The sequence below is a fragment of the Novosphingobium sp. genome (assembly GCF_031424035.1).
Lineage (GTDB): Bacteria > Pseudomonadota > Alphaproteobacteria > Sphingomonadales > Sphingomonadaceae > Novosphingobium.
Window position 1 is genome coordinate 19,701 of record NZ_JANPGP010000145.1, and the last position, 26,259, is coordinate 45,959.

Sequence of the window (26,259 nt, forward strand, 5' to 3'; positions counted from 1 at the left end):
CTTCGCACGGGGAACGCATGTCCGAAATCGAGCAGCGCCTGCTGATGCTGATCGACGACGAGCCGGCTCAATGCCGGTTGATCTCCGCGCTTGCCGCGCGTGAAGGCTGGCGCACGCTTGTCGTCCGCGACAGCGAAACCGCCATAGCGACGCTGGGCACGCGGCAGGGCATGCAACTCAATGCCATCATTCTGGATCAGTGGGTGCCGGGTGATGATGCCTGCGAACTGATCGCCGAACTGAAAAGCCGCCGCCCCGCCCTGCCGATATTGATGCTCACCACCAGCGCCTCGCCGCTGCTGGCGGTCGAGGCGATGCGCGCCGGGGCCACCGATTACCTGATCAAGCCAGTTGCCCCAGATAGGCTCATGGAGGCCCTGCGCGCCGCGACCACCCGTGAAACGCCGCAGGACGAGCTCGCCCCGCTGACCGAGAAGATGCACGCCAGTCTCGATTTCGAATCGATGATCGGTGCCGCCCCGACATTCCGATCCGCCCTGGCCATCGCAGCCAAGGCCGCGCGCGGCCATGCTCCGGTGCTGATCGAGGGCGAGACCGGCAGCGGTAAGGAAATGCTGGTCCGCGCAATGCACGCCGCCAGCCCGCGTTCAAAGATGCCGCTGCGCATGGTCAATGTCGGCAGCATTCCCGGAAATTCCGTGGAAAGCGTGCTGTTCGGCCACGAACGTGGCGCCTTCCCCGGTGCTTTCGACCGCCAGATCGGCGCGATGCAGCATTGCGACGGCGGCACGCTGGTGCTCGACGAGATCGACCGCCTGCCCGACTCGATCCAGGGCCGGCTCGCCGAAGCGATTGCCCGCGGCGATGTGCGCCCCATCGGCGCGCGCCATTCGTTCCGCGTCGACGTCCGCCTGATCGCCGCGAGCAACTTGCCACTCAAAGACCTCGTCGCCGCCGGCCATTTCCTGCCCGAACTGTACGAAGCGCTGAGCCACACGATTGTCGCCGTTCCGCCGCTGCGCCAGCGCGCGGGCGACATTCCAGCACTGGCCCGCCATTTCCTGGCGCGCATCGGCGAACAACCCGGCTTGCGCCCGCTCGGCATTACCGACAGCGCGCTGTCTTTGCTGGGCGCCTATGACTGGCCGGGCAATGTCCGCCAGTTGCAGGCCGTGCTGTTCCGTGCCGCCGTGTTTTGCGACGGTGATGCGCTGACCAGCGAGGATTTCCCGCAGCTTTCGAACCTGATCGGCAGTGATGCACGCTTGCCCTCGCAGCCCATGCAGGAAGGGGTCGGCGTGTTGCTCTACGCCCCTGACGGCAACCTGCGCCCGCTGGAAGAGATCGAGGCTGACGTCATTCGCCTCGCCATCGGCCATTACCGCGGCCGCATGACCGAAGTTGCCCGGCGGCTGGGGATCGGCCGCTCGACGCTCTATCGCAAGCTGAGCGATCTTGGAATCGACAGCGCAGCCTAACAGGCTTTCGTCAGGTCCTTCACCAAGGCCCGCGTCAACGGCTTGCGCGTTGAACCACAAACCTTGCCCTGCCCATTCGTCGCCACAACCAGCGGCACTGCGAGCGATGCACCCGCCGACGAAGTCATCAGCATCTGCCGCGCTTCGCGCCATTCGACCAAGCGGGTGGCGGGATAGGTCCCGATAACCGGCGGTGGCTCCTTGTCGATCCACGCCACGACCAAGGGCCGCGCGCCGCGCCACTGCGAAATGCGCGGCAGTTCCTTGAGCTCGGCAACGCAGGGCGCACAATAACGCGAGCCAAAAATCACCAGCGCGTTGGCGGGCAGCGGAGCGGGCGACGCAGCGCCCGCCAGTCCGATCAACAGGCCCAAAGCCATCATTGCCCTTGCTGCCATCAAGCCGCTCCCTTCCACCCTAATGCTAACCGCTTCAAAAGCGCTGGCAAGCCGTGCTAACCTGGCCGGCATGGCACGTTTCGACTTTTCTGGGCGCACGGCGCTCGTCACTGGCGCAGCATCGGGCATCGGCGCGGCCTGCGCGACATGGCTCGCGGCCAACGGCTGCGCCGAGATCATCCTCGTCGACATGGACGAGGCTGGCCTCGATGCGCTCGACCTTTCCTGCCCCTCGCGGCGCTTCATCGGCGACGTGACGGATGAAACGCTGTGGGACGAGGTTGAGCGCTCGGTCGAACGGCTAGACCATGCCGTGCTCAGCGCCGGGATCGCCAGCGGCACGCCGATCGTCAGTCAGGACTTTGCCGGATGGCGGCGTATGCAGGCGGTCAATCTCGACGGCGTGTTTCTTGGCCTGCGCTGCGCCTTGCGGCTGATGCTGAAAGGCACCGGCAACCGTTCCGCCGTGCTGCTCAGCTCCGCCGCCGGGGTGAAGCCGATGGCCATGACCAGCGCATATGGCACGACCAAGGCCGCCATCGCCCACCTCGCGCGTGTCGCCGCCGTCGAACACGTGTCCGACGGCATCCGCATCAACGCCATCGCACCTGGCCGGGTCGAAACGCCGATCTGGACCAAGTCCGGCTACTTCGAAAGCCTCGTCGAACAGCACGGCAGCAAGGAAGCGGCGATGGCGGTGATCGCCGCCGAAGTCAGCGTGATGGGCCGCACCGCGCAGGCCGAGGACATGGCCAACCAGATCGGCTTCCTGCTGTCGGACGAGGCATGGACGATCACCGGCGAAGTGCTGGGCAGCGACTGCGGCTATCGCTAACCGCCCTGCTGCGGCTCCATTTCCGGATCGTCCTGCCCCGTCAGGATCAGGTTGCGCGCCACCCGGATGTCACCCGTTTCAACCTGCAACGCGAGGCGTTTTTCGTCGAGTGTGCGGTAGTGATTGACCGCGCGGCTGATTTCCTCGCGGCTCACTGACAACTGCTCGAGCGCGCCGCGTGCCAGCTTGATCGCTGATTCCTGCATCTCGCGAACGACGACAACCGCGGGGGTTCCGGCCAGCGCCATGGCGGCGCGGCGGTCATAGGCGCGGACCAGGATCGAGGCCTTGGGGAAAGCCTCATGCACCGCGTGAACCAGCGCAGCGTCGACGCCCCCACCATCAATGCAGAAGGCGATGACTTCCGCCTCTTCGCCGCCCGCCTGCCGCAGCAGATCGATCCGCGTGCCATCGCCGAAGTGGACCGTCGCGCCAAAGCCGGTGGCGATATCGATCATCTCGATATCGGTGTCGATCGTCGAAACCTGCACCTTGGCGGCGTGAAGCACCTGCGCGACAGTCTGGCCAAAGCGGCCATAGCCAACGACGATGGCATTGGCGCCGTCTGCGCTGGGGCCGGCGCGTTCTTCCTTGGAAGAAGGCACGCCATCACGCAGCCGCTTGGTGAGCATCATCAGGAACGGCGTGGTCGCCATGGATAGCGTGACGACCGCCCCGAACAGGCTCGCTGCCTCAGCGTCGATCAACCCGCCCCGGCTCGCCTGTGCAAAGAGCACGAAACCGAATTCGCCGCCTTGGCTGAGCAATAGGCCCAGTCCCAGCGCGCCGCGCCAGGCCATGCCGAACAGGCGCGCGATGCCGAAGATCAGCAAGGCCTTCACTACGATCACCGCCAGCGCCATGGCCACCACGAAGATCGGATTTTCGGCAATCGCGCCAAGGTCGAGCATCATGCCGACCGAGACGAAGAACAGGCCCAGCAGGATCGAGCGGAACGGTTCGACATCGGCCTCGATCTCATGCCGATAGGGGCTGTCCGCCAGCATTACGCCGGCAACGAAAGCGCCCAGCGCGCTCGACAGGCCAAGCGCCTCCATGATCGCGGCGGCGGCGAGCACGGTGAACAGGCCGGCGACGACGAACATCTCCTGCTCGCCAAGGTTGGCAATCAGGCGAAACAGCGGGCGCAGCAGGAAGCGGCCGGCGAAAATCAGCCCGGCGACTGCGCCAAGCGAAAGCAACGCCTGCATCCAGCCGGAGGGGCCTCCCGCCGCCGCCGGATCATGGCCCATCGCGGCGATAATCGTGATGAGCGGGATAATCGACAGGTCCTGAAACAGCAGGATTGCAAAGGCCCGCTCGCCAAACGGCGTGCGCAGGCGGCCCGAGCTTTGCAGCATCGGCAAGACCTGCGCGGTGGAGGACAGCGCCAGCGGCAGGCCGAGCGCCAGCGCCGCGGCCCAGTGGAACCCCGCGCCCCACGCCGCCACGCCGGTCAGCGCCAGACCGCAAGTCACTACCTGCAGGCCGCCGATGGCAAATATGTCGCGCCGCATCGCCCAGAGGCGGGTAGGATTGAGACTGAGGCCGACCACGAACAGCAGCAGCGTGATGCCGAGTTCGGCAATGCCCAGCTTGCCCTCGGCATCGCCGACGAGGCCCAGCACTTGCGGCCCGGCCAGCGCCCCGGCGACCAGATAGCCCAGCGTCGCACCCAGCCCGAACCGGCGGAATATCAAGACAAAGGCAATCGCGAAACCGAGCAGGATCACCCCGTCGCGCAGTGCAGAACCACCGGCATCGTGCATCGGCTCTACCCCTTATGCCAGCTGGCTGAAATCGGTGAGCGCCGCATCGCGCATCCCGCGCCACACGTCGCGCGCCTGCACGGTTTCGGGCACGTCATGAACGCGCAGCAAGTGCACGCCCGCATCCATCGCCCGCAGCGCCAGCGCCAGACTGCCGCCCATGCGCTTGTGCGCGGGCGCTTCGTTGGACAGCGCGCCGATCATGCGCTTGCGGCTCGCCCCCACCAGCAGCGGCTGGCCGAGCGCGTGAAACAGCGGCAGCGCGTTCACCAGCGCGAGGTTTTCGGCCAGTGTCTTGCCGAAGCCGATGCCCGGATCGAGCACGATCTTCTCCCGCGCAATTCCGGCGCTGAGCGCCGCATCGCGGCGAGCGCGCAGCCAGTCGAATACGTCGAGCACAACATCGGCATAGGTGCCGCCTTCGTGCAGGTTCTCGCCCTCACCCGGCGCATGCATCAGCACCACGGGCGCGCCGCTGCTGGCCGCGAGCTCCATCGATCGCGGATCGTGGCGCAGGCCGGACACGTCATTGATCATATGGGCACCGGCGCCAAGCGCGGCTTCCATCACACTCGCGCGGCGGGTGTCGACGCTGATCGCCGCGCCCATTCCTGCCAGCAATTCGACCGCCGGGACAACGCGCTTGACCTCATCCCCTTCCCACACCGCCGCTGCGCCGGGGCGCGTGGATTCACCGCCCACATCGACGATCGCAGCCCCGGCCTCGACCATGCGCGCGGCATGGGCAGCGGCAACTTCGGGTTTGTCGAGAAATTCGCCGCCATCCGAAAAGCTGTCAGGTGTGACATTGAGGATGCCCATGACCTGCGGCTGGTCGAGCCGGATCATGCGCGCGCCGCACTGGATCGGGGCGTGGACGCGCTTCAGGTTTTCAAACTGCACGGCAACGTCATCGGGCAGCGCCGGCAGCGCGCCTTCAAGCTGGCGGGCGGAATAGCGCTCGCGCCGCACGACCTTCCTGTTCTCGCAGGCGATCAGCGCAAAGCGGCTCGCCCAGACCATCGATCCCCCCAGCCGGACGGTATCGCCCTCCTCGCTTTGCGGGCTTTCGGCGAGGGCGATGGGGCGGAGATATACGGAGAGGCTCATCGTGCGACCGATAACCGGAAAGATCGGCGGCGCGAACCCGCTTATGGCGGACTTATCCCGCGTTTTCCTTGGGGTGGGCAATTGGACAAGGCAAGAACAACAGCTTACGTAAAGACTTGGCGAGGATACTGGATGCGGATTCTCGTTCCGGAAGGATGCCGTCTTGATCAATGTTCCCCTGGCTGCCGCGCTGCTCGGTTCAGCCAATCCTGCCATTCCTGCCGAGCCGTCCCTACCTTTGGTCGCCGAAGCAGCGGTTCAGACCGCACCGCCGCCAAGCGAAGAGACGGCGGCCGGCCCGGACGAAATCGTCGTCTCCGCGCGTCAGGACGTGCCCGAGGATCCCGGCCAGGCAATCAATGTCGAAGCCTTCAAGGCGGTCACAGCGGTCGACAACGCCCTCGTTGCCCCGCTGGCAATGGGCTACAAAAAGGTGCTCCCCAGCCCGGCCCGAACAGGCCTGCGCAATGTCCTGCGCAACCTGACCGAGCCGGTAAATTTCCTCAACTTCATGTTGCAACTCAAGCCCGGCAAGGCCGCCGAAACGGTCGGACGGTTTGCGGTGAATTCCACGGTCGGGGTCGCCGGACTGATCGATGTGGCCAAGAGCAAGTCGATCAACCTTCCCTACCGCCCCAACGGGTTTGGCAACACGTTTGGCTATTACGGCGTCGGCGCAGGGCCTTACATGTTCCTGCCAGTGATCGGGCCAACGAGCGCGCGCGATCTTGTCGGCTGGGTGCTCGACAAATCGTTCCTGCCTTCGGTCGCCGGGGCACCCTTCAACACCTCACCCTATGCGCTGGGCACCGGCGTCGTGAAGTCGCTCGATGACCGGATCGAGCTGGATGACAAGTTCAAGGAATTCCACGCGACCGGCGATCCCTATGTCGCCGAACGCGAATGGTATCTTGCCAAGCGCCGCGACGAAATCGAGGCATTGCACGGCCGCGGCCCGCTGGCCGACGCCAAGAAAAAGCAGCCGGAAGCGAAAGCGGCTCCCGGCTCCTGATCGCGGATCAATCCTCGGTGGCGAGCAGGTAAAGCTTGCGTAGCGCGTCGATCGGCTTGATCTCGCCCTCGTGCTCGATGTGCCAGAAGGTCCAGCCATTGCAGGCCGGGGCGCCTTGCAGCTTGGCGCCAAGGCCGTGGATCGAACCGATTTCCGTGCCTGACACCAGCGAGCCATCGGCGCGCACCGTGGCGCTCAGGCGGCGCTTCTTGTCGGTGATCAAGGTACCGGCGGCGATCCAGCCGGTTTCGATCAGCGTGCCGAAAGCCACCTTGGGCGCCGATCGCGGGCTCTGCATGGTCTTGAGCGCCGATTCATCCAGCTCCAGCGCCATTTCGATCCGCTCAAGCGCCGCTTCGCGGTAATTGCTCTCGCGCTCGCAGCCGATCCATTGACGGCCCAGACGCTTGGCCACCGCGCCAGTGGTGCCGGTGCCGAAGAACGGATCGAGCACGACGTCGCCTTTGTTGGTCGTCGCCAGCATCACGCGGTAGAGCAGCGCCTCGGGCTTTTGCGTCGGGTGGACCTTGGTGCCGCCCTTCTTGAGCCGTTCCTGCCCGTTGCAGATCGGCAGGACCCAGTCCTAACGCATCTGCAATTCGTCGTTCAGCGTCTTCATCGCCGTGTAGTTGAACGTGTAGCGCGCCTTTTCGCCCATCGATGCCCAGATCAGCGTTTCATGCGCGTTGGTGAAGCGGGTGCCCTTGAAATTGGGCATCGGGTTGGCCTTGCGCCAGACGACATCGTTGAGGATCCAGAAGCCCATGTCCTGCATCATCGCGCCCAGGCGGAAGATGTTGTGGTACGAACCGATCACCCACAGCGCGCCATCAGGCTTGAGCACGCGGCGCGCCTCGGTCAGCCATTCGCGGGTGAACTTGTCGTAAACGGCGAAGCTGTCGAACTGGTCCCAGTGATCGGTCACGGCATCGACATGGCTGCCATCGGGGCGGGAAAGATCGCCGCCGAGTTGCAGGTTGTACGGCGGATCGGCGAAGACGAGATCGACCGAGGCGCTGGGCAGCGAGCGCATCGCCTCAACGCAGTCCCCTGCGATGATCTGGCCCAGCGGCAACGCATCGCGCACGTCCTTCGCCTGCTGCAGAGCGCGCGGTTTGAGCAGTGTTTGCGCCATGGAAACTCGTATCCCCCCGATTCAGAACGCACAGGGTGAGTTATCCACAGGCCGCCGTCAAGTCGCGACTCGCCGGGAATCCTTGCGATTCAGCCACTTTGAGGGGTTCTCTCAGGCGGAACGAAACGAGTCCCACACATCATGTGGAGTCTCGAGATTCCGGGAGGACTCTACATCTGGTGGTGTGGCGCGGAGGACTCTGCGGGCGAATTTATTTGCCTCGCCCCCGATAAGCGCAGGCTCAATCCGCCGGCGCAAGCCCCGGATCGACGCCGGTAAGCTCCACCGAAACGTCCCAGAGCCGCCGCGCGACGGCGAGATCGCAGGCCTGCGGGGCCCGCTGCGCCTTGCCCGATGTCCCGCGCATTTCGCGCCATTGCTGCGAGCCGTAATAGTCGCCCGACTGCGCCGCCGGATCGGTCGCCGCCTGCAGCGCCGGCCAAGCCCCCTTTGCCGCCGTGTTGAGGAACAGCCCCATCGCTGCACCGAACAGGCTGCCGAACGGAATGTGCCGCGTCAGTTCGCTTGCCGCGACGCCCGGATGGCAGGCCAGCGCCGCCACCGGCGAACCTGCCGCGCGTAGGCGCCGGTCAAGCTCGGTCATGTGCAGCAGGTTGGCGAGCTTGCTCTGCGAATAGAAATCGCCGCGCTTGTACCCCTTTGATGCGTCGAGATTGCCGAAATCGATGCGCCCCGTCTTGTGCGCGATGCTCGAGGTGATGACCACGCGCGATCCCGGCGTCTCGGCCAGCTGGGGCAGCAATAGCCCGGTCAGCGCAAAGGTGCCGAGATGATTGACGCCGAATTGCTGTTCGAACCCCTGCGCGGTGCGGGTCAACGGCGGCACCATGACGCCGGCATTGTTGATCAGCGCGTCAAGCCGCGCTTCCCTAGCCGCAAGTTCCGCAGCAGCTCGCACCGAGGCAAGATCGCCCTGATCGAGCGGCAGGAAGGCAAGGTCGGCACCGCTCGCCAGCGAGCCGATCCGCGCCATGGCCGCCTCGGCCTTGTCCTTGCTGCGGCAGGCGAGCAGCACCCTCGCGCCGCACTCGGCCAGCACGCGGGCAATCTCGAACCCGATGCCGGTGTTCGATCCGGTGATGATCATCGTGCGGCCCGACTGATCGGGAACATCAGCTTCGGTAAATCCGCTCATATCTGCAGCTCCAGTTGGGCGACCGGCGCGAAACTGCGGCGGTGAAGCGGGGTCGCGCCGTGCGTGCGAAGCGCCGCGAGGTGTTCGGGCGTGCCATAGCCGGCGTTACGCTCCCAGCCATAGTGAGGGTGCTGCTCGGCATAGGCGCGCATCATGCGGTCGCGGTGTTCCTTGGCGATGATCGAGGCAGCGGAAATGCAAGGTTCGATGGCATCGCCGCCAACGATCGCCCGCGCCGGCCAGCACCACTCCGGGCGGCGCCCCTGCGGAGTCAGATTGCCGTCGATCAGCACTTCGGCCGGATCTTCGTCCAGTTGTTCGCACAGCGCGCGCACCGCCAGCGTCATCGCCAGCATGGTTGCGCCGAAGATGTTGAGCCGGTCGATCTCGTCCACGTCAACCACGCCCACGGCCCAGAGGCAGCGGCGCTTGATGCGCTCTTCGAGCAAAGCACGGGCACTGCGCGAAAGCTTCTTGGAATCGTCAAGTCCGGCAGGGCGCGGACTGCACAGCAAAACCGCCGCAGCGACCACCGGCCCGGCGAGCGGACCGCGCCCGGCCTCGTCCACACCTATCGACAGCCTTCTCGCGGCGTTCGTCGACCCGGTCTTGGCAATCAGGAACGGTTGGCCCATCTTCACGCCCATGAAACGTCAAACCCTCAGCTTGTTGCTATCGCCCCTGCTCGTCCCCCTCGCAAGCTGCGGCGCAACCGCCGCCGGGGATAGCAGCATACAGGGATCGGCCGATTTTGCCGAAACCAACCCCTTCACCACCCGCGAAGTCGCCAAGTTCGACGAGCCATGGGCGATTGCCCTGCTGCCGGGCAATGCCGCGCTGGTGACAGAGAAGAAGGGCAAGCTCAAGATCGTCGACCTTGCCAAGGGCACGATGATCGACGTCAGCGGTACGCCGAAGGTCGATTACGGCGGCCAGGGAGGCTTCGGCGATGTCGCGCTTTCGCCCACGTTTGCGAAGGATAGCATGATCTATCTGACATGGGCCGAAGCGGGCGAAGGCGATACTCGCGGCGCGGTTCTCGGCCGGGCAAAGCTGGTGCGCGATGGCGCGGCAGCGCGGATCGATGGGCTGGAAGTGATCTGGCGGCAGAGCCCCAAGGTCACCGGACGCGGCCATTACAGCCACCGGATCAAGTTCTCACCCGATGGCAAATCCCTGTTCCTGACTTCGGGCGACCGCCAGAAATTCACCCCTGCGCAGGACCTGACCGTCAATCTCGGCAAGATGCTCCGCCTGTTGCCCGACGGCAAACCGGCCGCCGGCAATCCCTTTGCCGACAAGGGCGGCGTTTCAGCGGAAATCTGGTCCTATGGCCACCGCAACCTGCTGGGCGTCGCCTTCGATGGTGAAGGCCGGCTGTGGGACATCGAACACGGCCCGGCTGGCGGAGACGAGCTCAACCTCGTCAAGCCCGGCAGCAATTACGGCTGGCCGCTGGTGTCGAACGGCGACCACTATGACGGCAAACCCATCCCCCGCCACGCCACCCGCCCCGACCTTGCCGCCCCGGCGCTGAGCTGGAACCCGGTGATCGCTCCGGGCGCGATGATCATCTGCAAGTGCGAGAAGTTCCCCGGATGGAGGGGCAATGCCCTGATCGCCGCGCTCGGCGCACAGGGGCTGGTCCGCGTGACCATCACCGGCGACACGGCGCGCGAGGCGGAACGCTACAACATGGACTCGCGGATGCGCGGCATTGCCGAGGGCGCGGACGGAAAGCTGTGGATGATCGAGGACGCGCCGAGCGGACGATTGCTTGAGGTTGTTCCGCGCTGAATCGTTGCACGGCGGGCCCTTTCGCCCTATCGGCCCGCCCGCAATGGCCAACATCATCCCCCTCGCCGACGTTTCGCCCAACCTTGTCGAACAGGTGCTCGACATCGCGTTTGAGCCGGAACGCCGCCAGCGAACGGCCTACAAGGTACGCGAAGGGACCGAGGCCTTGCCCGGCCTGTCCTTCGCCGCGCTCGACGAGGACGACCTGCTGGCTGGCACGATCCAGTGCTGGCCGGTGGCGCTGACCGATGCCAATGGCCGCCGCCATCCGATGATCATGGTCGGCCCGGTCGCCGTGCTGCCCGAGCATCAGGGCCGCGGCTATGGCAAGGCGCTGATGACCGCGAGCCTCGCCGCAATCGACCCGCGCGCGCCGCTGCCGCAGGTGATGATCGGCGATCCGGAGTATTATGGCCGCTTCTGGGGTTTCTCCAACGAGGCGACACAAGGCTGGGACTTGCCCGGCCCGTTTGAACGGAGCCGGCTGCTAGTCCGCGCCGAAAACCCGGCCGTGCTGCCGGAAAAGGGCACGTTGGGGCCTTGGCTCGGCTAGGGCGATCTGGCATCGCTAATCGCGCATGCCCTATGATCCACCGCCTTACCTTGCCGGACTGTCGCTCGCAGAGATTGCAGCGCTGGTAGGGGCGCGCAAGTTGCCGCCGGTTGACCAGTGGCAGCCCGAGCAGCGCGGTGACAGCGAGATGCGGATCGCCGCTGATGGCAAGTGGTTCCATCAGGGCGGCGAGATCAGGCGCCCGGCCATGGTTCGCGCCTTTGCCACTCTGCTGCGCCGTGACGCGGACGGCCAGCACTGGCTGGTGACGCCGCAGGAAATGCTCTCGATCGACGTTGAGGATGCAGCCTTCATCGCAGTCGATGTGGCGGCACAGGGCGATGCCCTCGCCTTCCGGCTCAACACCGATGACACTGTGATCGCCGGCCCGGGCCACCCGATCATCGCGCGCGGCGATCCTGACGTGCCCGCGCTCTATGTCGCGGTGCGCCATGGCACCGAGGCGCGGCTCAACCGCTCGACCTATGCCCAGCTGGTCGAAATGGCGCTGGCGGGCGGAGTTCTGAACGTGGCGAGTAGGGGCGAGACATTCTCGCTGGTGCCGCAATGAGCGACCTGCACGCGCGCGTGTCGACACTCTATCAGCGCGGTTTCGATGGATCGCCCGCGCCGAAGCTGTTCGAGGACTGGAGCGCGATTGTGGTGGAAGAATTCCGCCCCGCCGCCGTGCTCATCGCCATGACCGAGCGCGAGGAACCCGGCATGATCCTGCTCCACCGCCCGTCAAACATGCGTGCGCACCCGGGGCAGATCGCCTTTCCCGGCGGCAAGATCGATCCCGGCGAAAGCCCCGAAGAAGCAGCGCTGCGCGAGGCGTGGGAGGAACTCGCCATTCCGCCCGAACAGGTCCGCGTGATTGGCACAGGCGACGTCTACCGCGCGCATTCGGGTTTCGAGATCACACCAGTGCTCGCGGTTGTGCCACCCGATCTGGAAATTATTCCCAACCCCACCGAAGTTGCCCAGTGGTTCGAACCGCCAGTCTCGCATATGTTCGATCCGGCGAACCACGCCGAGAAGTGGGTGCAATGGGAAGGCGGCATGCGGCCCTATTACGAAATCCTGTGGCGCGAGCATAATACCTGGGGTGTCACCGCCGCGATCATCGTCAACCTGTCGAAACGGCTTGGCTGGCATGGTTGAACTGCTTCCCCCCGCCGAATGGACACGCCGCGAAGACATCGCCGCGCTGGTTGCGGTGCTCGGCCCCGGCAATGCCCGCTTTGTCGGCGGCGCGGTGCGCGACACGCTGCTCGGGTTTGCGGTCAAGGATGTCGACATTGCCACGCCGCTGCGTCCGCTCAAGGTCATCGGCAAGCTGAAGGACGCGGGCATCAAGGCGATCCCCACCGGCATTGAACACGGCACGGTCACCGCGCTGATCCCCTTCGGCCCGGTCGAGATCACGACCCTGCGCCATGACGTCAGCACCGACGGCCGCCGCGCCACCGTGGCCTTTGCCGACGACTGGCAGGACGACGCCGCGCGGCGCGATTTCACCATGAACGCGCTTTATGCCGATCCGGCCACGCTTGAGATATTCGACTGGTTCGGCGGGCTGGATGACCTGAAAGCGCGCCGGGTGCGCTTCATCGGTGACGCGCGGGAACGCATCCGCGAGGATCACTTGCGGATCCTGCGCTATTTCCGGTTTCAGGCGAGGTTTGGCTCACAACCTGCTGATACACAAGCCGAAGAGGCTTGCCAAGAACTAGCCGCAACGCTCAAGGGCCTGTCGCGCGAGCGCATCGGCATGGAGATGCTTAACCTGCTTGGCTTGCCCGATCCCGCGCCGACCGTGGCGCGTATGGGCGAACTAGGGGTGCTGAGCCAGGTCCTGCCCGAAGCGGACGTGGACGCGCTGGCGGCATTGGTCACGCACGAACAACACAGCGGCATCGCCCCCGACCCGCTGCGCCGCCTCGTCGCGCTGCTTCCCGCCGATGTTTCGCAGGCCGAGCAGGCGGCGAGCCGGTTCCGCCTTTCCGGCGCGCAGAAGAAGCGATTGAAGATCGCTGCGGGACGCGCAGACCTGGGGGCGAACGCCCGCGCCCTCGCCTATCGCCTCGGTAGCGACGGCGCGCTGGACCGCCTGCTTCTCATCGGCGCGGACACATCACCGCTCCAGAACTGGACCGTGCCCCGCTTCCCGCTCAAGGGCGGCGAAGTCTTCGCGCGCGGGGTCAAGGCCGGCCCCGAAGTCGCCCGCATCCTGTGCGAGGTCGAGGACGCATGGATCGCCTCGGGCTTCGACGATGCGCGGATCCCGGCGCTCCTAGATGCCGCCACCCGCCCGGTCAGCTAAGCGAAAGCCGATGCCTGCCATGGTCCGCGCATGAACCTCGACGCGCTTATCGCCTTCCTTCGGGACCAGCCGCTGCTGACGCTGGCGCTGGCAGCCGTTTTCGTCACCATCCTCGGCGGAATGCTGCGCCCTGCCCTGCCGCGATTGGGCGGCGCGGTGCGCGGGATCGGGAACCTCGGCCTCGTTGCCGCTTTGCTGCTGACCATCGCGCAGGTTGCGCGGCTCAATCCGGGCGGCGAGTTCAGTCTGCCCGGTATCGGTCTGCCCGAGCAAAAAGTGCAAGGCAGCGAAACCCGCGTGGCCATGTCGCGCGATGGCCATTTCTGGATCCGTACAGAGGTCAACGGCGCGCCGGTGCGCTTCATGGTCGATACCGGCGCAACGCTCACCGCGATGGCCCCGCCGGTCGCAGAGCAGGCCCGCGTCGAAAAGCAGGCGATGCGCGCTCCGGTGATCCTCAAGACCGCGAACGGGCAGGCGATGGCCGAACTGGTGACGATCAGGGAACTGCGCTTCGGCAATATCATCGCGCGCGATCTCGACGCCGTGGTCGCGCCGGGTCTGGGCGAAACCAGTGTGCTCGGCATGAACTTCCTGTCGCGGCTGAAGTCCTGGCGGGTCGAGGGGCGCACCTTGGTGCTGGTGCCGAATAATCCACAGGCGGCGGTGGCGGACGAGAAGCCCGCTTAAACCTGCCGTCATCCCGGCGAAGGCCGGGACCCAGCGTATAAAATAAAGCCGTCGCGTGGCTACGTCTTTTCTGGTTTGGTCGGGGTCCCGGCCTTCGCCGGGATGACGATTATTATCAGCTCAGCGGATCAGAACTTGTTATCCCGCGGAAACCCCGTTGGCGGCAAGCGGCCAGCCGCGCCGCGGGCGACCTTCCACAGTCGCATGTCGCTTTCCGTCCGGGTGCGGCCAGACTCGCCGCCCATCTTCCAGCTCAGTCCCTCGTCCAGCTTTAGCGTCACCGCATCGGCCAGTCCGCCGTCGCGGTAGCGTTGCAGGGTTACGCCCTGCCCCTTGGCGAGCACCGGCAGTTCCTCAAGGCTGAAGATCACCAGCTTGCGGTTATCTCCAACCACGGCGATGTGATCGTGCTCGGCGGGGATTTCGCGCACCACAGCCAGCTTCACGCCGGGCTTGGTGGTCATCACGCCCCGCCCCTTGCGGGTTTCGGCGAGCAATTCGTCGGCTTCGGCAGCAAAGCCGCGTCCGGCGTTCGAAGCCAGCAGCAACTGCCCCTTGGGCCTGTAGACCAGCAGGGCGATGATCTCCGCCCCGGCATCGATATCCACCATGGTGCGGACCGGTTCGCCAAAGCCGCGCGCCGAGGGCAGCTTGTCGCAGCCCAGCGTGTAGAAACGGCCGTTATCGCAAGCGACCAGCAGCTTGTCGGTGGTCTGCGCATGGAGCGCGAAGGCCGGGCCGTCGCCTTCCTTAAACTTGAATTCCTTGTCGAGCGCCTCGTGGCCGGACGCGCCCCTGATCCAGCCCTTGGCTGACAGGATCACCGTGACGGGTGCCTTCTCGATCATCGCATCCATTGAGAATTCGACCGTGGGCGCGGCTTCGGCAATCGTCGTGCGGCGGCGGCCGAGCACGGTATCCTCGGCATAGTCCTTGCGCAGGTTGGCCATGTCGCGCTTCAGCCGCGTGCGCTGACGCGCCGGGCTTTCTAACAGCTTTTCCAGCTCGTCCTTCTCGGCGAGCAGCGCGTCGCGCTCGCGCCGCAGTTCCATTTCCTCAAGCTTGCGCAAGGAGCGGAGCCGCATGTTGAGGATCGCCTCCGTCTGGCGATCGGTCAGCTCGAATTCCAGCATCATCACCGGCTTTGGCTCATCCTCGGTGCGAATGATCTCGATGATCCGGTCGAGGTTGAGATAGGCGATGATGTAGCCGCCGAGCAGCTCGAGCCGGTCGGCGATCTTGGCCAGCCGGTGCTGGCTGCGCCGGATCAGGATATCGATCTGGCTCTTCACCCATTCCAGCAGCAGTAGGCGGAGCGAGAGCACGCCGGGGGTGCGGGTGTCGTCCAGCACGTTGAGGTTGAGGCTGAACCGGTTTTCCAAATCGGTCAGCTTGAACAGCGACTCTTTCAGCAGTTCGGGATCAACATTGCGGCTCTTCGGCACGAAAACGATGCGGATCTGCGTGTCCGATTCGTCACGCACATCCTCAAGGATCGGCAGCTTCTTGTCGGCGATCAGCTGGGCGACCTGCTCGATCAGCTTGCTCTTGCCGACCATGTAGGGGATTTCGGAAATCACGAGCTGCCACTGGCCGCCCGCCAGCTTTTCGATGCCGCTCTCCTCCCAGTTGCCTGCGCCGTCCTTGCCGGTCGAGAACCGCCCGCGCACGCGGATTGCGCCCTTGCCGGTCTCGTAAGCGCGGCTGATGATTTCCGGGCTGTCGACGATGACGCCGCCGGTCGGCAGGTCCGGCCCGTGGAAAATCTCCATCAACTGGGCGTGTTCCGCGTGTGGATTGTCGATCAGCATCAGCGTCGCATCGATGATCTCGTGGACGTTGTGGCTGGGGATGCTCGTCGCCATGCCCACGGCGATGCCCGACGAGCCGTTGGCCAGCAGGTTGGGGAACAGGCCGGGGAAGATTTCCGGCTCCTCCTCTTCGCCGTTATAGGTCGGGATGAAGGTTACCGTGCCTTCCTCCAGCCCTGCCATCAGCTGAACTGCAGTCTTGGTCAGCCGTGCTTCGGTGTAACGATAGGCGGCGGCGTTATCGCCGTCGATATTGCCGAAGTTGCCCTGCCCTTCGACCAGCGGATAGCGCAGAGAGAAATCCTGCGCGAGGCGGACCATCGCGTCATAGACCGACTGGTCGCCATGCGGGTGATATTTGCCGATCACATCACCCACCACGCGCGCCGATTTCTTGAAGGCATCGCTGGGGTTGAGCTTCAACTGCCGCATCGCCCAGAGCAGGCGGCGGTGGACCGGCTTCAGCCCGTCGCGCAGGTCAGGCAGCGACCGCGCGGTAATCGTCGACAGCGCATAGACGAGATAGCGCTCGGAAAGCGCTGAATCGAAAGGCGCGTCAACAATGGCGTCAAAGGGATCGGGTTCGGTCGTTGCAGTCACCATGGTCCGGCTGCCTTAGCCGTGAGACCGGGCGCGAGGGAACCGGGGGAACCAGTTTTTCCGCCGTTCGTTCTCACCCATCGAACACCCTGCCAGAATCGGCACAATCCCCGGAGCACACCATGACCAAGCGCGTCCTCATCATCGCCACCGATGGTTTCGAGCAATCCGAACTTATCGAACCGAAAAGAGCGCTGGAAGCCGAAGGTTTCGAGACCGTCGTCGCCAGCATGAAGCTCGGAAAAATCAAGGGCTGGAGCGACAAGGACTGGGGCGAAAGCGTGACTGTCGATGCCCTGCTTGACGATGTCGAGGCCGAGGACTTTGATGCCCTGCTGATCCCCGGCGGACAGATGAACCCGGATATCCTGCGCATGCAGCCGCGCGCGATCGAACTGGTTGAGGATTTCGACGACGCCGAAAAGCCGATCGCGGCGATCTGCCACGGGCCATGGCTGCTGGTCGAGGCCGACATCATCGACGGCCGCCGCGTAACCGGCTGGCCCTCGATCCGCACCGATCTGGAAAACGCCGGCGCGGAAGTGTTCGACGAACAGGTCGTGGTCGATGGCCACATTATTACCAGCCGTATGCCCGGCGATATTCCCGCCTTCAACGAAGCGTTGATCGCGGCGATCAATGAAGCTGGCAATGACGATGAAGATGAGAGCGAAAACGAGATCGAGGAAGAAGAGGTCTGATCTGACCTAAAGCCGCTGGATATTGCGGCTTTCGCCCGGAATGCGGATCTCGATTCCGTCGAGGTCCGCATCCAGCGTGATCTGGCATGATAGCCGGCTGGTGCGGGTAATCCCGGCGGCGAGGTCGAGCATGTCTTCCTCGTCGTCGCTGGCGCGCGGCAGCTTGTCGAACCATTCGGGCGCGACGATCACGTGGCAGGTGGAGCAGGCCATCTGGCCTTCGCAGGTGCCTTCGAGCGGCATTCCGGCGGCCTGGGCCGCTTCCAGCAGGCGGGTGCCTGGCTCGGCCTTGGCGGAAACTTCAGCTTCACCATTAATGAACTTGATGCGGACCACGACGTTCAAACTCCCTGCGCCGCAGCGGCGGCGTTCAAGATAGCGCAGGCGTCCTCTATTTCCCGCCTTGTCGTATAACGGCCAAAGCCCAGTCGTATAGAACTTTTCAGTGCCTCTGGCGGCAATCCGATGGCTGATAGCACACGGCTGGGCTCGCCCTTGCCGCTGGCGCAGGCGGAACCGGCGGAAAAGGCAATGTCGCGGCATTCGCTCATCAGACGCCCAACGTCCAGTCCGTCGCGACGAAGATTGACGTTCCCCTTCCAGCGGTGATCGGCGCTGCCGTTGAGTTGCCAGTGCGGCATCAGTGACAGGACGAGGCTGAACAACGCAGCGCAATGGGCGGCGTCTTCCTCCATGCTGTCCTTTGCCAGCGCCGCCGCCGCGCCGAAACCTGCGCACAATGCTGGCGAGAGCGTGCCCGAGCGCAGGCCACCCTCCTGTCCGCCGCCGAAGACGATCGGATCGAGATGAACGCCGTCGCGCAACCACAGTGCGCCGATGCCCTTTGGCCCGTACATCTTGTGCCCGGTGATCGCGATCATGTCGGCTTCGGCGGGGGCGGCGATCTTGCCATAGCCTTGCACCGCATCGCAGACGAAGAGCGCGCCCTTGGCATGGGCCTTGCGCGCCAGTTCCTCGGTCGGCTGGATGACGCCGATCTCGTTATTGGCCTGCATGACGCAGACAATGTCGCTGCCCGGTGCAAACGCGGTATCGGGATCGAGCAGCCCATCCGCGCCGACTTCCAGAACCTGGATCGGAGCGCCAGTTGCCCTCGCTGCGTTAATGACAGCGGAGTGTTCGATATTAGAAACAACGATTTGCTTGGGTTTTCTGCCGAGTATTGCGAGGTTCAGCGCCTCGGTCGCCCCACTGGTGAACACTACCCGCCCATCGGGCGGCAGCAGTGCGGCCAATTGCTCCCGCGCCACCTCAACCGCCGCCGCCGCCGCGCGGCCCGGCTTGTGGGGGCTGTGCGGGTTGGCGAAGCCCATGCCCTCGGGTCCCGCCAACCACGGCAGCATGGCTTCCCGCGCCTCAGGCGCCAGCGGCGTAGTTGCCTGATAATCGAGGTAGATCATGCCGCCGTCCCTGTTCCGGCGACGTGACGCCATGCCGTGATGAATGCATCAATCTTCTGTTCTGTCGTTTCTCGTCCGATACTTACACGGATAACCTCATCCGGGTTGGCAATATCCATGGCTTCGAGAACGTGGCTGGTTCGCAGCGATCCGGAGGAACAGGCGCTCCCCGCCGAAACCGCGAAGCCCATGGCATCGAAGCGGATCAGCTGAGCATTGGCGGACTTGCCGGGCATCCGGTAGGCCGCAATCGACGGAACCCGCGCCGTCTCCTCGGCAATGGACGTGCCGTCCGCCTCCAGGATCGCGTCATCCAGCCGGTGACGCAGACGCACCGCCTCATCAAGCCAGCCGCGATCCGCCTCCAAGGCCGCCGCCATCGCGAGAACCCCCGGCAGGTTTTCCGTGCCCGGCCGATAGCCGCGTTCCTGACCGCCGGTGGGGCGCAGCATGGCCCAGTCCTTCACCAGCAAGGCTCCGACGCCCACTGGCCCGCCAAATTTATGGGCCGACAAGGCAATCAGGTCTGCATCGGGCGTCAGCAACTTGCCCGCCCCTTGCGCCGCATCGCACAGCAACAGCCCGCCCGCGCCGCGCACGGCATCGGCAATGGCTTCCATCGGCTGCATGACGCCGGTTTCGTTGTTCGCCTGTTGCACGGCGACGAGGCCCGGCAGCGCGCAATCGGCGGGATTGACGAGGCCAAAGCGATCGACAGCGATCAGTCCTCCCCGCTCCGGGGAGGTGGCATCGCGCAGCGATGACGGTGGGGGCTCGCGGCCAGACGCATCGTTGCGAGCGCCGCCCGTCCCCTCCATCGGCTTTGTCGGTCCCCCTCCCCGTGCCGGGGAGGATTTGAGGTGCCGGAGAACAGCCTCATGCTCCACCGCACTCACCGCCGCCAGCGGCAGCAGACATCGCGTGATCGCCAGCGCAATCGCCTCACTCGCGCCGCTGGTGAAGACCACCTCGCCCTGCCAGCCAAGCGCCGCTTTCACCCGTTCGCGCGCCTCTTCCAGCGCGGCGCGAGCGCCTCTGCCGGCGCGGTGCGGGCTGGAAGGATTGGCCCAGATCGCAAAGCCCCGTTCCATCGCTTCGCGCGCTGCGGGCAGCAGCGGCGTGGTCGCGGCGTGGTCAAGGTAGATGGTTTCGCGCATCAGGTCCCGAAATCGTTGCTTTTTGAGCCTCCGTTTCTATATAGCGCCAGCTTCCCGATCATAGCCCCTAGCGGACCGGCCTCCCATAAATTCCGGGACGCCGCGCGAATGGCCCGCAACACAAGGTGACAAATCCATGCCTTCAGTGATCTTCCCCGGCCCCGAAGGCCGCCTCGAAGGCCGTTTCCAGCCCTCTTCGCGCCCGCGCGCTCCCGTCGCGATGATCCTCCACCCGCACCCGCAGGCTGGCGGCACGATGAACGATCGCATCACGATGGCCATGTACAAGACCTTCGTGGCGCGCGGCTTTGCCGTGCTGCGCTTCAACTTCCGCGGCGTCGGCCGCAGCCAGGGCAGCTTTGACAACGGCATCGGCGAACTGTCCGATGCGGCAGCGGCGCTCGACTGGGTGCAGTCGATCCATCCAGAGGCGAGCTCGACCTGGATCGCCGGCTATTCGTTTGGCGCGCTGATCGGCATGCAGCTGCTGATGCGCCGCCCGGAAATCCGCGGATTTATCTCGGTCTCGCCGCCGGCCAACATGTACGATTTCAGCTTCCTCGCGCCGTGCCCGGCATCGGGCATCATCGTGCAGGGCGCGGCTGACACCGTAGTTACGCCGAACGCGGTGCAGAAGCTGGTCGACAAGCTGCGCACGCAAAAGCACATCACCATCCACCACGACGAAATCCCGCGCGCCAACCATTTCTACGAAAACGAAATGGACGACATGATGCTGGCCGTGGACAAGTACCTCGACTTCCGCCTCTCGCCGGAATGCCCGATCAGGTGATGGATTGGGGGGCGAATTCGCCCCTCACTTCGTCATCCTGAACTTGGTTCAGGATCCATCAGGCCTCGCGCCCGGAGCAGGCGAGCATGACGCAACGGTTACGTTGCGCTGCGTAACATAGCTTCGGGGCGTTGGGAGAAATGGATCCTGAAACGAGTTCAGGATGACGCAAAATTGATGACGGGTGGTGCGCGCCCCTACTTCGCCTGATCGACCGGCGCGTTCCCGCTTGCATCCGGCAGAGTCCAGATGCCGATGTTGATCCCCAGCACCATGGCGAGGAACAGCATCAGCAGCGCCTGCTTGGTCGCGCCGCCGCGCCGCAAGAGGTAGATCGCGCCGAGCACGAGGGCGATGATCGTCAGCATCATGAGCGAGAGCGCGGTGTTCAGCATGGTGGCTGCATAGCGCCGCAAGTCGCTCGCAGAAAGTCCCCTTGATCCCGGCGAATTGCATTTGACAGGCGGCAAACCGCTTTCCAATCTTGGTTGCATGAGCAACCATCCCTTGACCCGCCGCCAGACGCTGGGCGGCCTGTCCGCCGCCGGTGCCGCCCTCACTCTCCCGGCAATGTCCTATGCGGCCACGGCCAGCCAGCAGGACCGCGCGGTCAAACTGCTTGAGAACATCGCCTGGGACCTGCTCAAGCTTTCACCCGAGGGCGCGACCTCGCTGGGCATCGATACCGGCACCAACGCCGCCTTGCGCTCGCGGCTGGAGGATCGCTCCGCCGCCGGACAGGCGCGCAAGGCTGCGCTGCTGCGCCGCTCGCTGGCGCAGGTTTCCGCGGTCAATCCCGCCAAGGTCGACGATGTCACCCGCACCAGCCTCGCCGTGGTCAAGAGCGCTTTTGGCACTGCGCTCGATGGGTTCAAGCTGCCCTACGGCGATGTCGCGATCGGCGGCTGGCGCAACACGCCCTATGTCGTGATCCAGAATGTCGGCGCCTATCTCGATACACCGCGCTTCCTTGATGGCGACCACCCGGTGCGCAGCGCCAGCGATGCCGAGGCCTACCTTGCGCGCCTGTCGCAGATGCAGGCACAGCTCGACGGCGAACTCGAACGATTGAGAAATGCCGGCGGTAAAAAGCTGATTGCGCCTGATTTCCTGCTCGATAAAGCGATCAGGCAGATGGAACAATCGATCGCCGATGCCAGCAGCGGGCAGAGCGGCCTTGCCCAGTCACTGATCAACCGCACCCAGACAATCCCCGGCGACTGGGGCAAGCGTGCGCAAGCCATCGTCACAGGCAATGTCGTCCCTGCCCTCCAGCGCCAGCTTGCCGAACTGAAGAGGCAGCGCGGCAAGGCGACCTCCGAAGCCGGCATGTGGTCACGCCCGCGCGGGGATGAATGGTACGCCTGGGGCCTGCGCGCCAGCACCACCACCCGGCTGGCGCCTAAGGAAATCCATGAGATCGGCAAGACCCAGCTGGCCGAACTGCAGGCGCGGATGGAGCCGATCCTGCAGAAACTCGGTTATTCCAGCGGCACGGTCGGCCAGCGGATGAAGGCGCTGGGCGAGGATCCGCGCTATCAGTTCCCCGAAAACGACGCGGGCCGGCGCGAGATCATCAAGCTGATGGAAGACAAGATCGCGTTCATGCGCTCGCAGATGCCGCGCGCTTTCCGCCGGGTCGTGCCGGCCAAGCTGGAAATCCGCCGCCTGCCACTGGCGGAGGAAGCCGGCGCACCCAATGCCTATGGCGGGGCGGGCTCGATCGATGGTTCGATCCCCGGCAAGGTCTGGGTCAACCTGTCGAGCACCAGCCGCCACAACCGCTTCTCGGTGGCCGATCTGGTGTTCCACGAAGGCATCCCCGGCCACGTCTGGCAGGGCGAATATTCGAACCGCCTGCCGCTGATCCGCTCGCTCCTCGCCTTCAACGCCTATTCAGAAGGCTGGGCGCTCTATGCGCAACAACTGGCCGACGAGCTTGGCGCATATGACGACGATCCGGTGGGCCGGCTGGGCTATCTGCAGGGCATATCGTTCCGCTGCTGCCGACTGGTCGTCGATACCGGCATCCATGCGATGGGCTGGAGCCGCGAAAAGGCGCTGCAATGGTTCCACGAGGCCAACGGATCCGGCCTTGCCGAGCTGGCCCCCGAAATCGACCGCTATTGCTCGTGGCCCGGGCAGGCCTGCGGCTACAAGATGGGTCACAGCGAGATCAACCGGCAGCGCGACCGGGCCAAGGCGGCGCTGGGCGGCACTTACGACCTGCGCGATTTCGATCAGGCGGTGGTCGATGGCGGCAATGTTCCGCTCGACGTGCTCGCACTCAACATTGATCGCTACATCGGCACTGCACAGGGGATGTAAACTCATTGCAACACTGACTGTTCAGACGCGTTAGGCGCTGTAGCATCGCGCATCGACTTTCGCGCACAAAGGACGAGTCGTCCGATGGCCGAACGCCGCTTTTGAAGGGACGCAGGACATGTCAATTTTCAGCAGGATCAAGGACAGCATTTTCGGCAAGAAGGAAGAGGCCCCGGCCCCCGCTCCCAGCCCCTCGCCCGTCGACATGGCCAATGAGGCGATCGCGGTTGCCGCTGCGGCAGCGCCTGCGCCCTTGAGCGAAGTCGATGTCGAAGCCTCGCTTGATGCCATGCCCGGTGCAGACAAGCTCAACTGGCGCAGTTCGATTGTCGACCTGATGAAGCTGGTCGGGATCGATGCCAGCTATGACAACCGCAAGGAACTGGCGCACGAACTCGGCGATGCCGACTATTCGGGTTCGGCCGAGGAAAATATCACGCTGCACAAGCAGGTGATGAAGGCCCTGTCGGATAACGGCGGCAAGGTGCCGGCTTCGATGCTCGACTGAGCAGCCCAGCTTCTGACATGAAAAAGGCCGCGGTTCCCATCGGAGCCGCGGCCTTTTCTTTGGCTAAAGCCGGATCAGGTCAGGACTTGCCGCCGAACAGGCTGCCGGCAATGCCTCCCAGATCATTGAGTGGATTGCCGTCGCCGTCCTTGTCGAGCATGCCGGTGATGCCCGAAAGTGCCGAGTTGCCCTTGATCATCTCGGCAAACTGGCCAAGCGAGCCTTCGCCGCCGATCTGCGACACGATGCTGGAGAGGATGCCGCTGTCCATGCCGGTTTCGGCGGCGGCCGTTGCAACGGTGTCGCCGGGCGCAGTGTGCGCGGCGCCCAGCGCAGCGATGGCCTTTTCGGCCATGGCAGGATCAATGCCCAGCTTCGATGCCATGTTGGCGACATCGACGTTGCTGCCGATCTGTCCGAGAATGCTGTCGAAAAGGCTCATGTCACACGACTCCTAGAGTGAGAATTCTGCGCGACCATGCGCCCGCCGCGCTGCGTCTCATAGTAAAATCGGGGAAACATCTGGCTCTACCCAGCCGCGCCGCGCGGCGACGGAAAACAGGCGCTCGGCCGAATAGAATCGCAGCGGCCAGTCGCGTGCGGCAATCGGCGAGGCGAGGAGCGCGTTGACGCGGGCCAGCAGGCCTTCCTCAGCGCAGGCCCGTGCAAACTGCCCGATGCCGATCACGTAAAGCTGGGTGATGGTTTCGTGATAGCCGGCGGTGTCGGTATTCTGGCCGCCGACGCTCTCGTTATAACCGGCGATGGCGGCAGGCAGATCCGCCGCGCAGTCGAAGTCCGGGCGCTCGTCGATCAGCCACAGGCAGGTCGCCAGATGCGCCTCGTGCGTCCATTCCTCCTTGGCAAGGCAGCGCCCCAACATGCCTTCGCCGAGGCGTCGCACATCTGCGGCCTCGGCGAAAAAGCGGATCGGATAGTCAGTCATGCGGAAATCTCCGGATCGTTTGACCGACCCGGAGCTTTCCGGGTCAGGCGGCAACCAGCGCGGCTGCCTTTACCTTGTCGTCGACGTAGGCTTCGAATTGCGCGAAGTTCGCGGCGAACAAGCGGACCAGTTCAGCCGCCGTCTTGTCGTATTCCGCAGCATCGGCCCAGGCTGCGCGCGGATCGAGCAGCTTGCTGTCAACGCCCGGAACCGCCACCGGCACTTCAAAGCCGAAGTTCGGGTCCTTCTTGAATTCGACGTTGTTCAGGCTGCTATCGAGCGCGGCGTTGAGCAGCGCGCGGGTGGCCTTGATCGGCATGCGCTTGATGCCGGGCATCGTCGCCTTGCCGCCCGACCAGCCGGTGTTGACCAGCCAGCACTGCGCGCCGCCATCGGCAATGCGCTTCTTGAGCAGGTTGCCATAAACGCTGGGGTGGCGCGGCATGAAGGCAGCGCCAAAGCAGGTCGAGAAAGTCGCTTCCGGCTCGGTCACGCCGATTTCCGTGCCAGCCACCTTGGCGGTGTAACCCGACAGGAAGTGGTACATCGCCTGTTCGGGCGTCAGACGCGCGATCGGAGGCAGGACGCCAAAGGCATCAGCGGTGAGGAAGATGATGTTCGACGGCGGCGGGCCGAGGTTTTCATCGCTGGTATTGGGGATGAATTCGATCGGATAGGCGCCGCGGGTGTTCTCGGTCTTGCTGGCATCGGTGAAGTCCAGCTCGCGCGTTTCTTCATCCATTGCCACGTTTTCGAGGATCGTGCCGAACATCTTGGTCGTGGCATAGATCTCCGGCTCGCCTTCGGCCGAGAGGTTGATCATCTTGGCGTAGCAACCGCCTTCGAAGTTGAACACGGCCGTGTCCGACCAGCCATGCTCGTCATCGCCGATCAGCGTGCGGCTGGCGTCAGCCGACAGCGTAGTCTTGCCGGTGCCCGAAAGGCCGAAGAAGATCGCGCTGGTGCCATCGGCACCGATGTTGGCGCTGCAGTGCATCGGCATCACGCCCTGCGCGGGGAGCAGGTAGTTGAGCAGGCCGAAAACGCCCTTCTTCATCTCGCCCGAATATTCGGTGTTGCCGATCAGGATCAGCTTTTCGGTGAAGTTCACCGCAATCACCGTATCGCTGTTGCTGCCGTGGCGGGCCGGATCGGCCTTGAAGCTGGGCAGGTTGAGGATGGTGTATTCGGGGGCGAAGTTCGCCAGCTCGTCTGCTTTGGGACGCACGAGCAGGGTGCGGACGAACAGGCTGTGCCATGCCATCTGGGTGATGACGCGAACGGCAACGCGGTATTCCGGCTGGCTGCCGCCGAACAGGTCGGCAACATAAAGCTCGTCCTTGTCGGCCAGTGCGGCGATGAAGTCCGCCTTCAGGTTGGCCCAGTGATCGGGCGTCATCGGCTGGTTGATCTTGCCCCAGTTGATCGAATCTTCGGTGGTGGCATCGCGGACAACGAACTTGTCCTTCACGCTGCGGCCAGTGAACTTGCCGGTATCGACCAGCAGCGCGCCATCCTTGGTCAGGCGGCCTTCTTCGCGCACGAGGGCGTGTTCAACCAGCGCGGCGGTGCCGAGGTTGGCGTGGATCGTGGCCTTTGTGGCGAAGCCCTGTTTGTCGAGCGGATAGGCAAGGGACATGGTGTTCTTCTTCTCCCAGAGCGCCGGTCTCGCCACGGTGTGACCCGTGCGTATCGCGCGCATGAAGTGTGCCGGATTCGGGCGGCGCATAGTGCAGCATGGGCCTGCCGTCAAACCGGCTACCCGCCCAAAATG

At 64.7% G+C, this 26,259-nt stretch carries 26 protein-coding genes and 1 pseudogene; 13 read left to right on the plus strand and 14 right to left on the minus strand.

The window, feature by feature from the left end:
• The first annotated feature begins 17 nt into the window (after positions 1-17).
• Positions 18-1,439: a sigma-54 dependent transcriptional regulator gene (locus tag RMO89_RS19855; protein WP_310535351.1), complete on the plus strand. Its 1,422-nt coding sequence runs from the start codon at positions 18-20 to the stop codon at positions 1,437-1,439.
• On the opposite strand, the gene RMO89_RS19860 is transcribed toward RMO89_RS19855, so the two are convergent.
• Positions 1,436-1,837: a hypothetical protein gene (locus RMO89_RS19860; protein ID WP_310535352.1), complete on the minus strand. Its 402-nt coding sequence runs from the start codon at positions 1,835-1,837 to the stop codon at positions 1,436-1,438. The genes RMO89_RS19855 and RMO89_RS19860 overlap by 4 nt on opposite strands.
• 70 nt (positions 1,838-1,907) lie before the next feature.
• Between RMO89_RS19860 and RMO89_RS19865 the strand changes: the two genes are divergently transcribed.
• A complete protein-coding gene (locus tag RMO89_RS19865) occupies positions 1,908-2,672 on the plus strand; it encodes an SDR family oxidoreductase (protein ID WP_310535353.1) in 765 nt (254 codons plus the stop codon).
• Here the strand turns inward: RMO89_RS19865 and RMO89_RS19870 are convergent.
• Both RMO89_RS19870 and folP read right to left on the minus strand, forming a co-directional pair.
• Complete coding sequence (locus RMO89_RS19870) at positions 2,669-4,441, minus strand: cation:proton antiporter (protein WP_310535355.1); 1,773 nt, start codon at positions 4,439-4,441, stop codon at positions 2,669-2,671. The genes RMO89_RS19865 and RMO89_RS19870 overlap by 4 nt on opposite strands.
• 12 nt (positions 4,442-4,453) lie before the next feature.
• On the minus strand, positions 4,454-5,551 hold the full coding sequence (gene folP / locus RMO89_RS19875) for a dihydropteroate synthase (protein WP_310535356.1): 1,098 nt from the start codon (positions 5,549-5,551) through the stop codon (positions 4,454-4,456).
• A gap of 163 nt (positions 5,552-5,714) precedes the next feature.
• Here folP and RMO89_RS19880 point away from each other — a divergent pair, with 163 nt between their 5' ends.
• Positions 5,715-6,563, plus strand: coding sequence for a VacJ family lipoprotein (locus RMO89_RS19880; protein WP_310535357.1), 849 nt, complete (start codon positions 5,715-5,717; stop codon positions 6,561-6,563).
• 7 nt (positions 6,564-6,570) lie between these two features.
• Here the strand turns inward: RMO89_RS19880 and RMO89_RS19885 are convergent.
• The 3 genes and pseudogenes from RMO89_RS19885 to RMO89_RS19895 form a co-directional block, all read right to left on the minus strand.
• Positions 6,571-7,698: pseudogene (locus RMO89_RS19885) on the minus strand (site-specific DNA-methyltransferase).
• Positions 7,699-7,939: 241 nt separating this feature from the next.
• Entirely contained in the window at positions 7,940-8,854 is a 915-nt protein-coding gene (locus RMO89_RS19890; RefSeq protein ID WP_310535358.1) for an oxidoreductase, read from the minus strand.
• Positions 8,851-9,489: a ribonuclease HII gene (locus RMO89_RS19895; protein WP_310535432.1), complete on the minus strand. Its 639-nt coding sequence runs from the start codon at positions 9,487-9,489 to the stop codon at positions 8,851-8,853. Before RMO89_RS19895 ends, RMO89_RS19890 begins: the two co-directional genes overlap by 4 nt.
• A 10-nt stretch (positions 9,490-9,499) precedes the next feature.
• Here RMO89_RS19895 and RMO89_RS19900 point away from each other — a divergent pair, with 10 nt between their 5' ends.
• From RMO89_RS19900 to RMO89_RS19925, 6 genes are read left to right on the plus strand one after another with little or no spacing between them, the layout of a single operon-like run.
• A complete protein-coding gene (locus RMO89_RS19900) occupies positions 9,500-10,651 on the plus strand; it encodes a PQQ-dependent sugar dehydrogenase (RefSeq protein ID WP_310535359.1) in 1,152 nt (383 codons plus the stop codon).
• A gap of 43 nt (positions 10,652-10,694) precedes the next feature.
• Positions 10,695-11,204 (plus strand): N-acetyltransferase, encoded by a 510-nt coding sequence (locus RMO89_RS19905; protein WP_310535361.1) that lies wholly within the window; start codon positions 10,695-10,697, stop codon positions 11,202-11,204.
• 25 nt (positions 11,205-11,229) lie between these two features.
• Positions 11,230-11,775: a DUF1285 domain-containing protein gene (locus RMO89_RS19910; RefSeq protein ID WP_310535363.1), complete on the plus strand. Its 546-nt coding sequence runs from the start codon at positions 11,230-11,232 to the stop codon at positions 11,773-11,775.
• Positions 11,772-12,368 (plus strand): CoA pyrophosphatase, encoded by a 597-nt coding sequence (locus tag RMO89_RS19915; RefSeq protein WP_310535364.1) that lies wholly within the window; start codon positions 11,772-11,774, stop codon positions 12,366-12,368. Before RMO89_RS19910 ends, RMO89_RS19915 begins: the two co-directional genes overlap by 4 nt.
• Complete coding sequence (locus RMO89_RS19920) at positions 12,361-13,530, plus strand: CCA tRNA nucleotidyltransferase (RefSeq protein ID WP_310535366.1); 1,170 nt, start codon at positions 12,361-12,363, stop codon at positions 13,528-13,530. The genes RMO89_RS19915 and RMO89_RS19920 overlap by 8 nt, the downstream gene beginning before the upstream one ends.
• Positions 13,531-13,560: 30 nt before the next feature.
• The gene (locus tag RMO89_RS19925) at positions 13,561-14,220 is read left to right on the plus strand and encodes a TIGR02281 family clan AA aspartic protease (RefSeq protein WP_310535368.1); all 660 of its coding nucleotides are present in this window, start codon (positions 13,561-13,563) and stop codon (positions 14,218-14,220) included.
• Between the two features lie 128 nt (positions 14,221-14,348).
• On the opposite strand, the gene parC is transcribed toward RMO89_RS19925, so the two are convergent.
• Positions 14,349-16,634 (minus strand): DNA topoisomerase IV subunit A, encoded by a 2,286-nt coding sequence (parC, locus tag RMO89_RS19930; protein WP_310535369.1) that lies wholly within the window; start codon positions 16,632-16,634, stop codon positions 14,349-14,351.
• 119 nt (positions 16,635-16,753) lie between these two features.
• Here parC and RMO89_RS19935 point away from each other — a divergent pair, with 119 nt between their 5' ends.
• On the plus strand, positions 16,754-17,332 hold the full coding sequence (locus RMO89_RS19935; RefSeq protein ID WP_310535371.1) for a type 1 glutamine amidotransferase domain-containing protein: 579 nt from the start codon (positions 16,754-16,756) through the stop codon (positions 17,330-17,332).
• 6 nt (positions 17,333-17,338) lie between these two features.
• Here RMO89_RS19935 and RMO89_RS19940 read toward each other — a convergent pair whose 3' ends face one another.
• Genes RMO89_RS19940 through RMO89_RS19950 form a run of 3 tightly spaced genes read right to left on the minus strand, consistent with a single transcriptional unit; the run spans position 17,339 to position 19,913 of the window.
• A complete protein-coding gene (locus tag RMO89_RS19940; protein ID WP_310535373.1) occupies positions 17,339-17,668 on the minus strand; it encodes a 2Fe-2S iron-sulfur cluster-binding protein in 330 nt (109 codons plus the stop codon).
• Between the two features lie 5 nt (positions 17,669-17,673).
• Complete coding sequence (locus tag RMO89_RS19945) at positions 17,674-18,753, minus strand: cysteine desulfurase family protein (protein ID WP_310535375.1); 1,080 nt, start codon at positions 18,751-18,753, stop codon at positions 17,674-17,676.
• Positions 18,750-19,913: an aminotransferase class V-fold PLP-dependent enzyme gene (locus RMO89_RS19950; RefSeq protein WP_310535434.1), complete on the minus strand. Its 1,164-nt coding sequence runs from the start codon at positions 19,911-19,913 to the stop codon at positions 18,750-18,752. Before RMO89_RS19950 ends, RMO89_RS19945 begins: the two co-directional genes overlap by 4 nt.
• 133 nt (positions 19,914-20,046) lie before the next feature.
• On the opposite strand from RMO89_RS19950, the gene RMO89_RS19955 reads away from it, so the two are divergent.
• Positions 20,047-20,703, plus strand: a complete 657-nt coding sequence (locus RMO89_RS19955; protein WP_310535376.1) for an alpha/beta hydrolase — start codon at positions 20,047-20,049, stop codon at positions 20,701-20,703.
• A 197-nt stretch (positions 20,704-20,900) separates the two neighbouring features.
• On the opposite strand, the gene RMO89_RS19960 is transcribed toward RMO89_RS19955, so the two are convergent.
• Entirely contained in the window at positions 20,901-21,098 is a 198-nt protein-coding gene (locus tag RMO89_RS19960) for a hypothetical protein (RefSeq protein WP_310535378.1), read from the minus strand.
• Between the two features lie 97 nt (positions 21,099-21,195).
• Here RMO89_RS19960 and RMO89_RS19965 point away from each other — a divergent pair, with 97 nt between their 5' ends.
• Together RMO89_RS19965 and RMO89_RS19970 are read left to right on the plus strand one after the other, a co-directional pair.
• Positions 21,196-23,031: a DUF885 domain-containing protein gene (locus RMO89_RS19965; RefSeq protein WP_310535380.1), complete on the plus strand. Its 1,836-nt coding sequence runs from the start codon at positions 21,196-21,198 to the stop codon at positions 23,029-23,031.
• Between the two features lie 118 nt (positions 23,032-23,149).
• Positions 23,150-23,539 (plus strand): DUF3597 domain-containing protein, encoded by a 390-nt coding sequence (locus RMO89_RS19970; RefSeq protein WP_310535381.1) that lies wholly within the window; start codon positions 23,150-23,152, stop codon positions 23,537-23,539.
• Positions 23,540-23,618: 79 nt separating this feature from the next.
• Here the strand turns inward: RMO89_RS19970 and RMO89_RS19975 are convergent, their stop codons facing one another.
• From RMO89_RS19975 to RMO89_RS19985, 3 genes are read right to left on the minus strand one after another with little or no spacing between them, the layout of a single operon-like run.
• Positions 23,619-23,981: a hypothetical protein gene (locus tag RMO89_RS19975; RefSeq protein ID WP_310535382.1), complete on the minus strand. Its 363-nt coding sequence runs from the start codon at positions 23,979-23,981 to the stop codon at positions 23,619-23,621.
• 57 nt (positions 23,982-24,038) lie between these two features.
• The gene (locus tag RMO89_RS19980; RefSeq protein WP_310535383.1) at positions 24,039-24,485 is read right to left on the minus strand and encodes a hypothetical protein; all 447 of its coding nucleotides are present in this window, start codon (positions 24,483-24,485) and stop codon (positions 24,039-24,041) included.
• Positions 24,486-24,528: 43 nt separating this feature from the next.
• On the minus strand, positions 24,529-26,124 hold the full coding sequence (locus RMO89_RS19985; protein WP_310535436.1) for a phosphoenolpyruvate carboxykinase: 1,596 nt from the start codon (positions 26,122-26,124) through the stop codon (positions 24,529-24,531).
• Positions 26,125-26,259: the final 135 nt, after the last annotated feature.

Coding starts and splice junctions, on each gene's coding strand:
- RMO89_RS19855 (WP_310535351.1), top strand. CDS start 18: ATGTCCGAAATCGAGCAGCGCCTGCTGATGCTGATCGACGACGAGCCG.
- RMO89_RS19860 (WP_310535352.1), bottom strand. CDS start 1,837: ATGGCAGCAAGGGCAATGATGGCTTTGGGCCTGTTGATCGGACTGGCG.
- RMO89_RS19865 (WP_310535353.1), top strand. CDS start 1,908: ATGGCACGTTTCGACTTTTCTGGGCGCACGGCGCTCGTCACTGGCGCA.
- RMO89_RS19870 (WP_310535355.1), bottom strand. CDS start 4,441: ATGCACGATGCCGGTGGTTCTGCACTGCGCGACGGGGTGATCCTGCTC.
- folP (WP_310535356.1), bottom strand. CDS start 5,551: ATGAGCCTCTCCGTATATCTCCGCCCCATCGCCCTCGCCGAAAGCCCG.
- RMO89_RS19890 (WP_310535358.1), bottom strand. CDS start 8,854: ATGAGCGGATTTACCGAAGCTGATGTTCCCGATCAGTCGGGCCGCACG.
- RMO89_RS19895 (WP_310535432.1), bottom strand. CDS start 9,489: ATGGGCCAACCGTTCCTGATTGCCAAGACCGGGTCGACGAACGCCGCG.
- RMO89_RS19900 (WP_310535359.1), top strand. CDS start 9,500: ATGAAACGTCAAACCCTCAGCTTGTTGCTATCGCCCCTGCTCGTCCCC.
- RMO89_RS19905 (WP_310535361.1), top strand. CDS start 10,695: ATGGCCAACATCATCCCCCTCGCCGACGTTTCGCCCAACCTTGTCGAA.
- RMO89_RS19910 (WP_310535363.1), top strand. CDS start 11,230: ATGCCCTATGATCCACCGCCTTACCTTGCCGGACTGTCGCTCGCAGAG.
- RMO89_RS19915 (WP_310535364.1), top strand. CDS start 11,772: ATGAGCGACCTGCACGCGCGCGTGTCGACACTCTATCAGCGCGGTTTC.
- RMO89_RS19920 (WP_310535366.1), top strand. CDS start 12,361: ATGGTTGAACTGCTTCCCCCCGCCGAATGGACACGCCGCGAAGACATC.
- RMO89_RS19925 (WP_310535368.1), top strand. CDS start 13,561: ATGAACCTCGACGCGCTTATCGCCTTCCTTCGGGACCAGCCGCTGCTG.
- parC (WP_310535369.1), bottom strand. CDS start 16,634: ATGGTGACTGCAACGACCGAACCCGATCCCTTTGACGCCATTGTTGAC.
- RMO89_RS19935 (WP_310535371.1), top strand. CDS start 16,754: ATGACCAAGCGCGTCCTCATCATCGCCACCGATGGTTTCGAGCAATCC.
- RMO89_RS19945 (WP_310535375.1), bottom strand. CDS start 18,753: ATGATCTACCTCGATTATCAGGCAACTACGCCGCTGGCGCCTGAGGCG.
- RMO89_RS19955 (WP_310535376.1), top strand. CDS start 20,047: ATGCCTTCAGTGATCTTCCCCGGCCCCGAAGGCCGCCTCGAAGGCCGT.
- RMO89_RS19960 (WP_310535378.1), bottom strand. CDS start 21,098: ATGCTGAACACCGCGCTCTCGCTCATGATGCTGACGATCATCGCCCTC.
- RMO89_RS19965 (WP_310535380.1), top strand. CDS start 21,196: ATGAGCAACCATCCCTTGACCCGCCGCCAGACGCTGGGCGGCCTGTCC.
- RMO89_RS19970 (WP_310535381.1), top strand. CDS start 23,150: ATGTCAATTTTCAGCAGGATCAAGGACAGCATTTTCGGCAAGAAGGAA.
- RMO89_RS19975 (WP_310535382.1), bottom strand. CDS start 23,981: ATGAGCCTTTTCGACAGCATTCTCGGACAGATCGGCAGCAACGTCGAT.
- RMO89_RS19980 (WP_310535383.1), bottom strand. CDS start 24,485: ATGACTGACTATCCGATCCGCTTTTTCGCCGAGGCCGCAGATGTGCGA.
- RMO89_RS19985 (WP_310535436.1), bottom strand. CDS start 26,124: ATGTCCCTTGCCTATCCGCTCGACAAACAGGGCTTCGCCACAAAGGCC.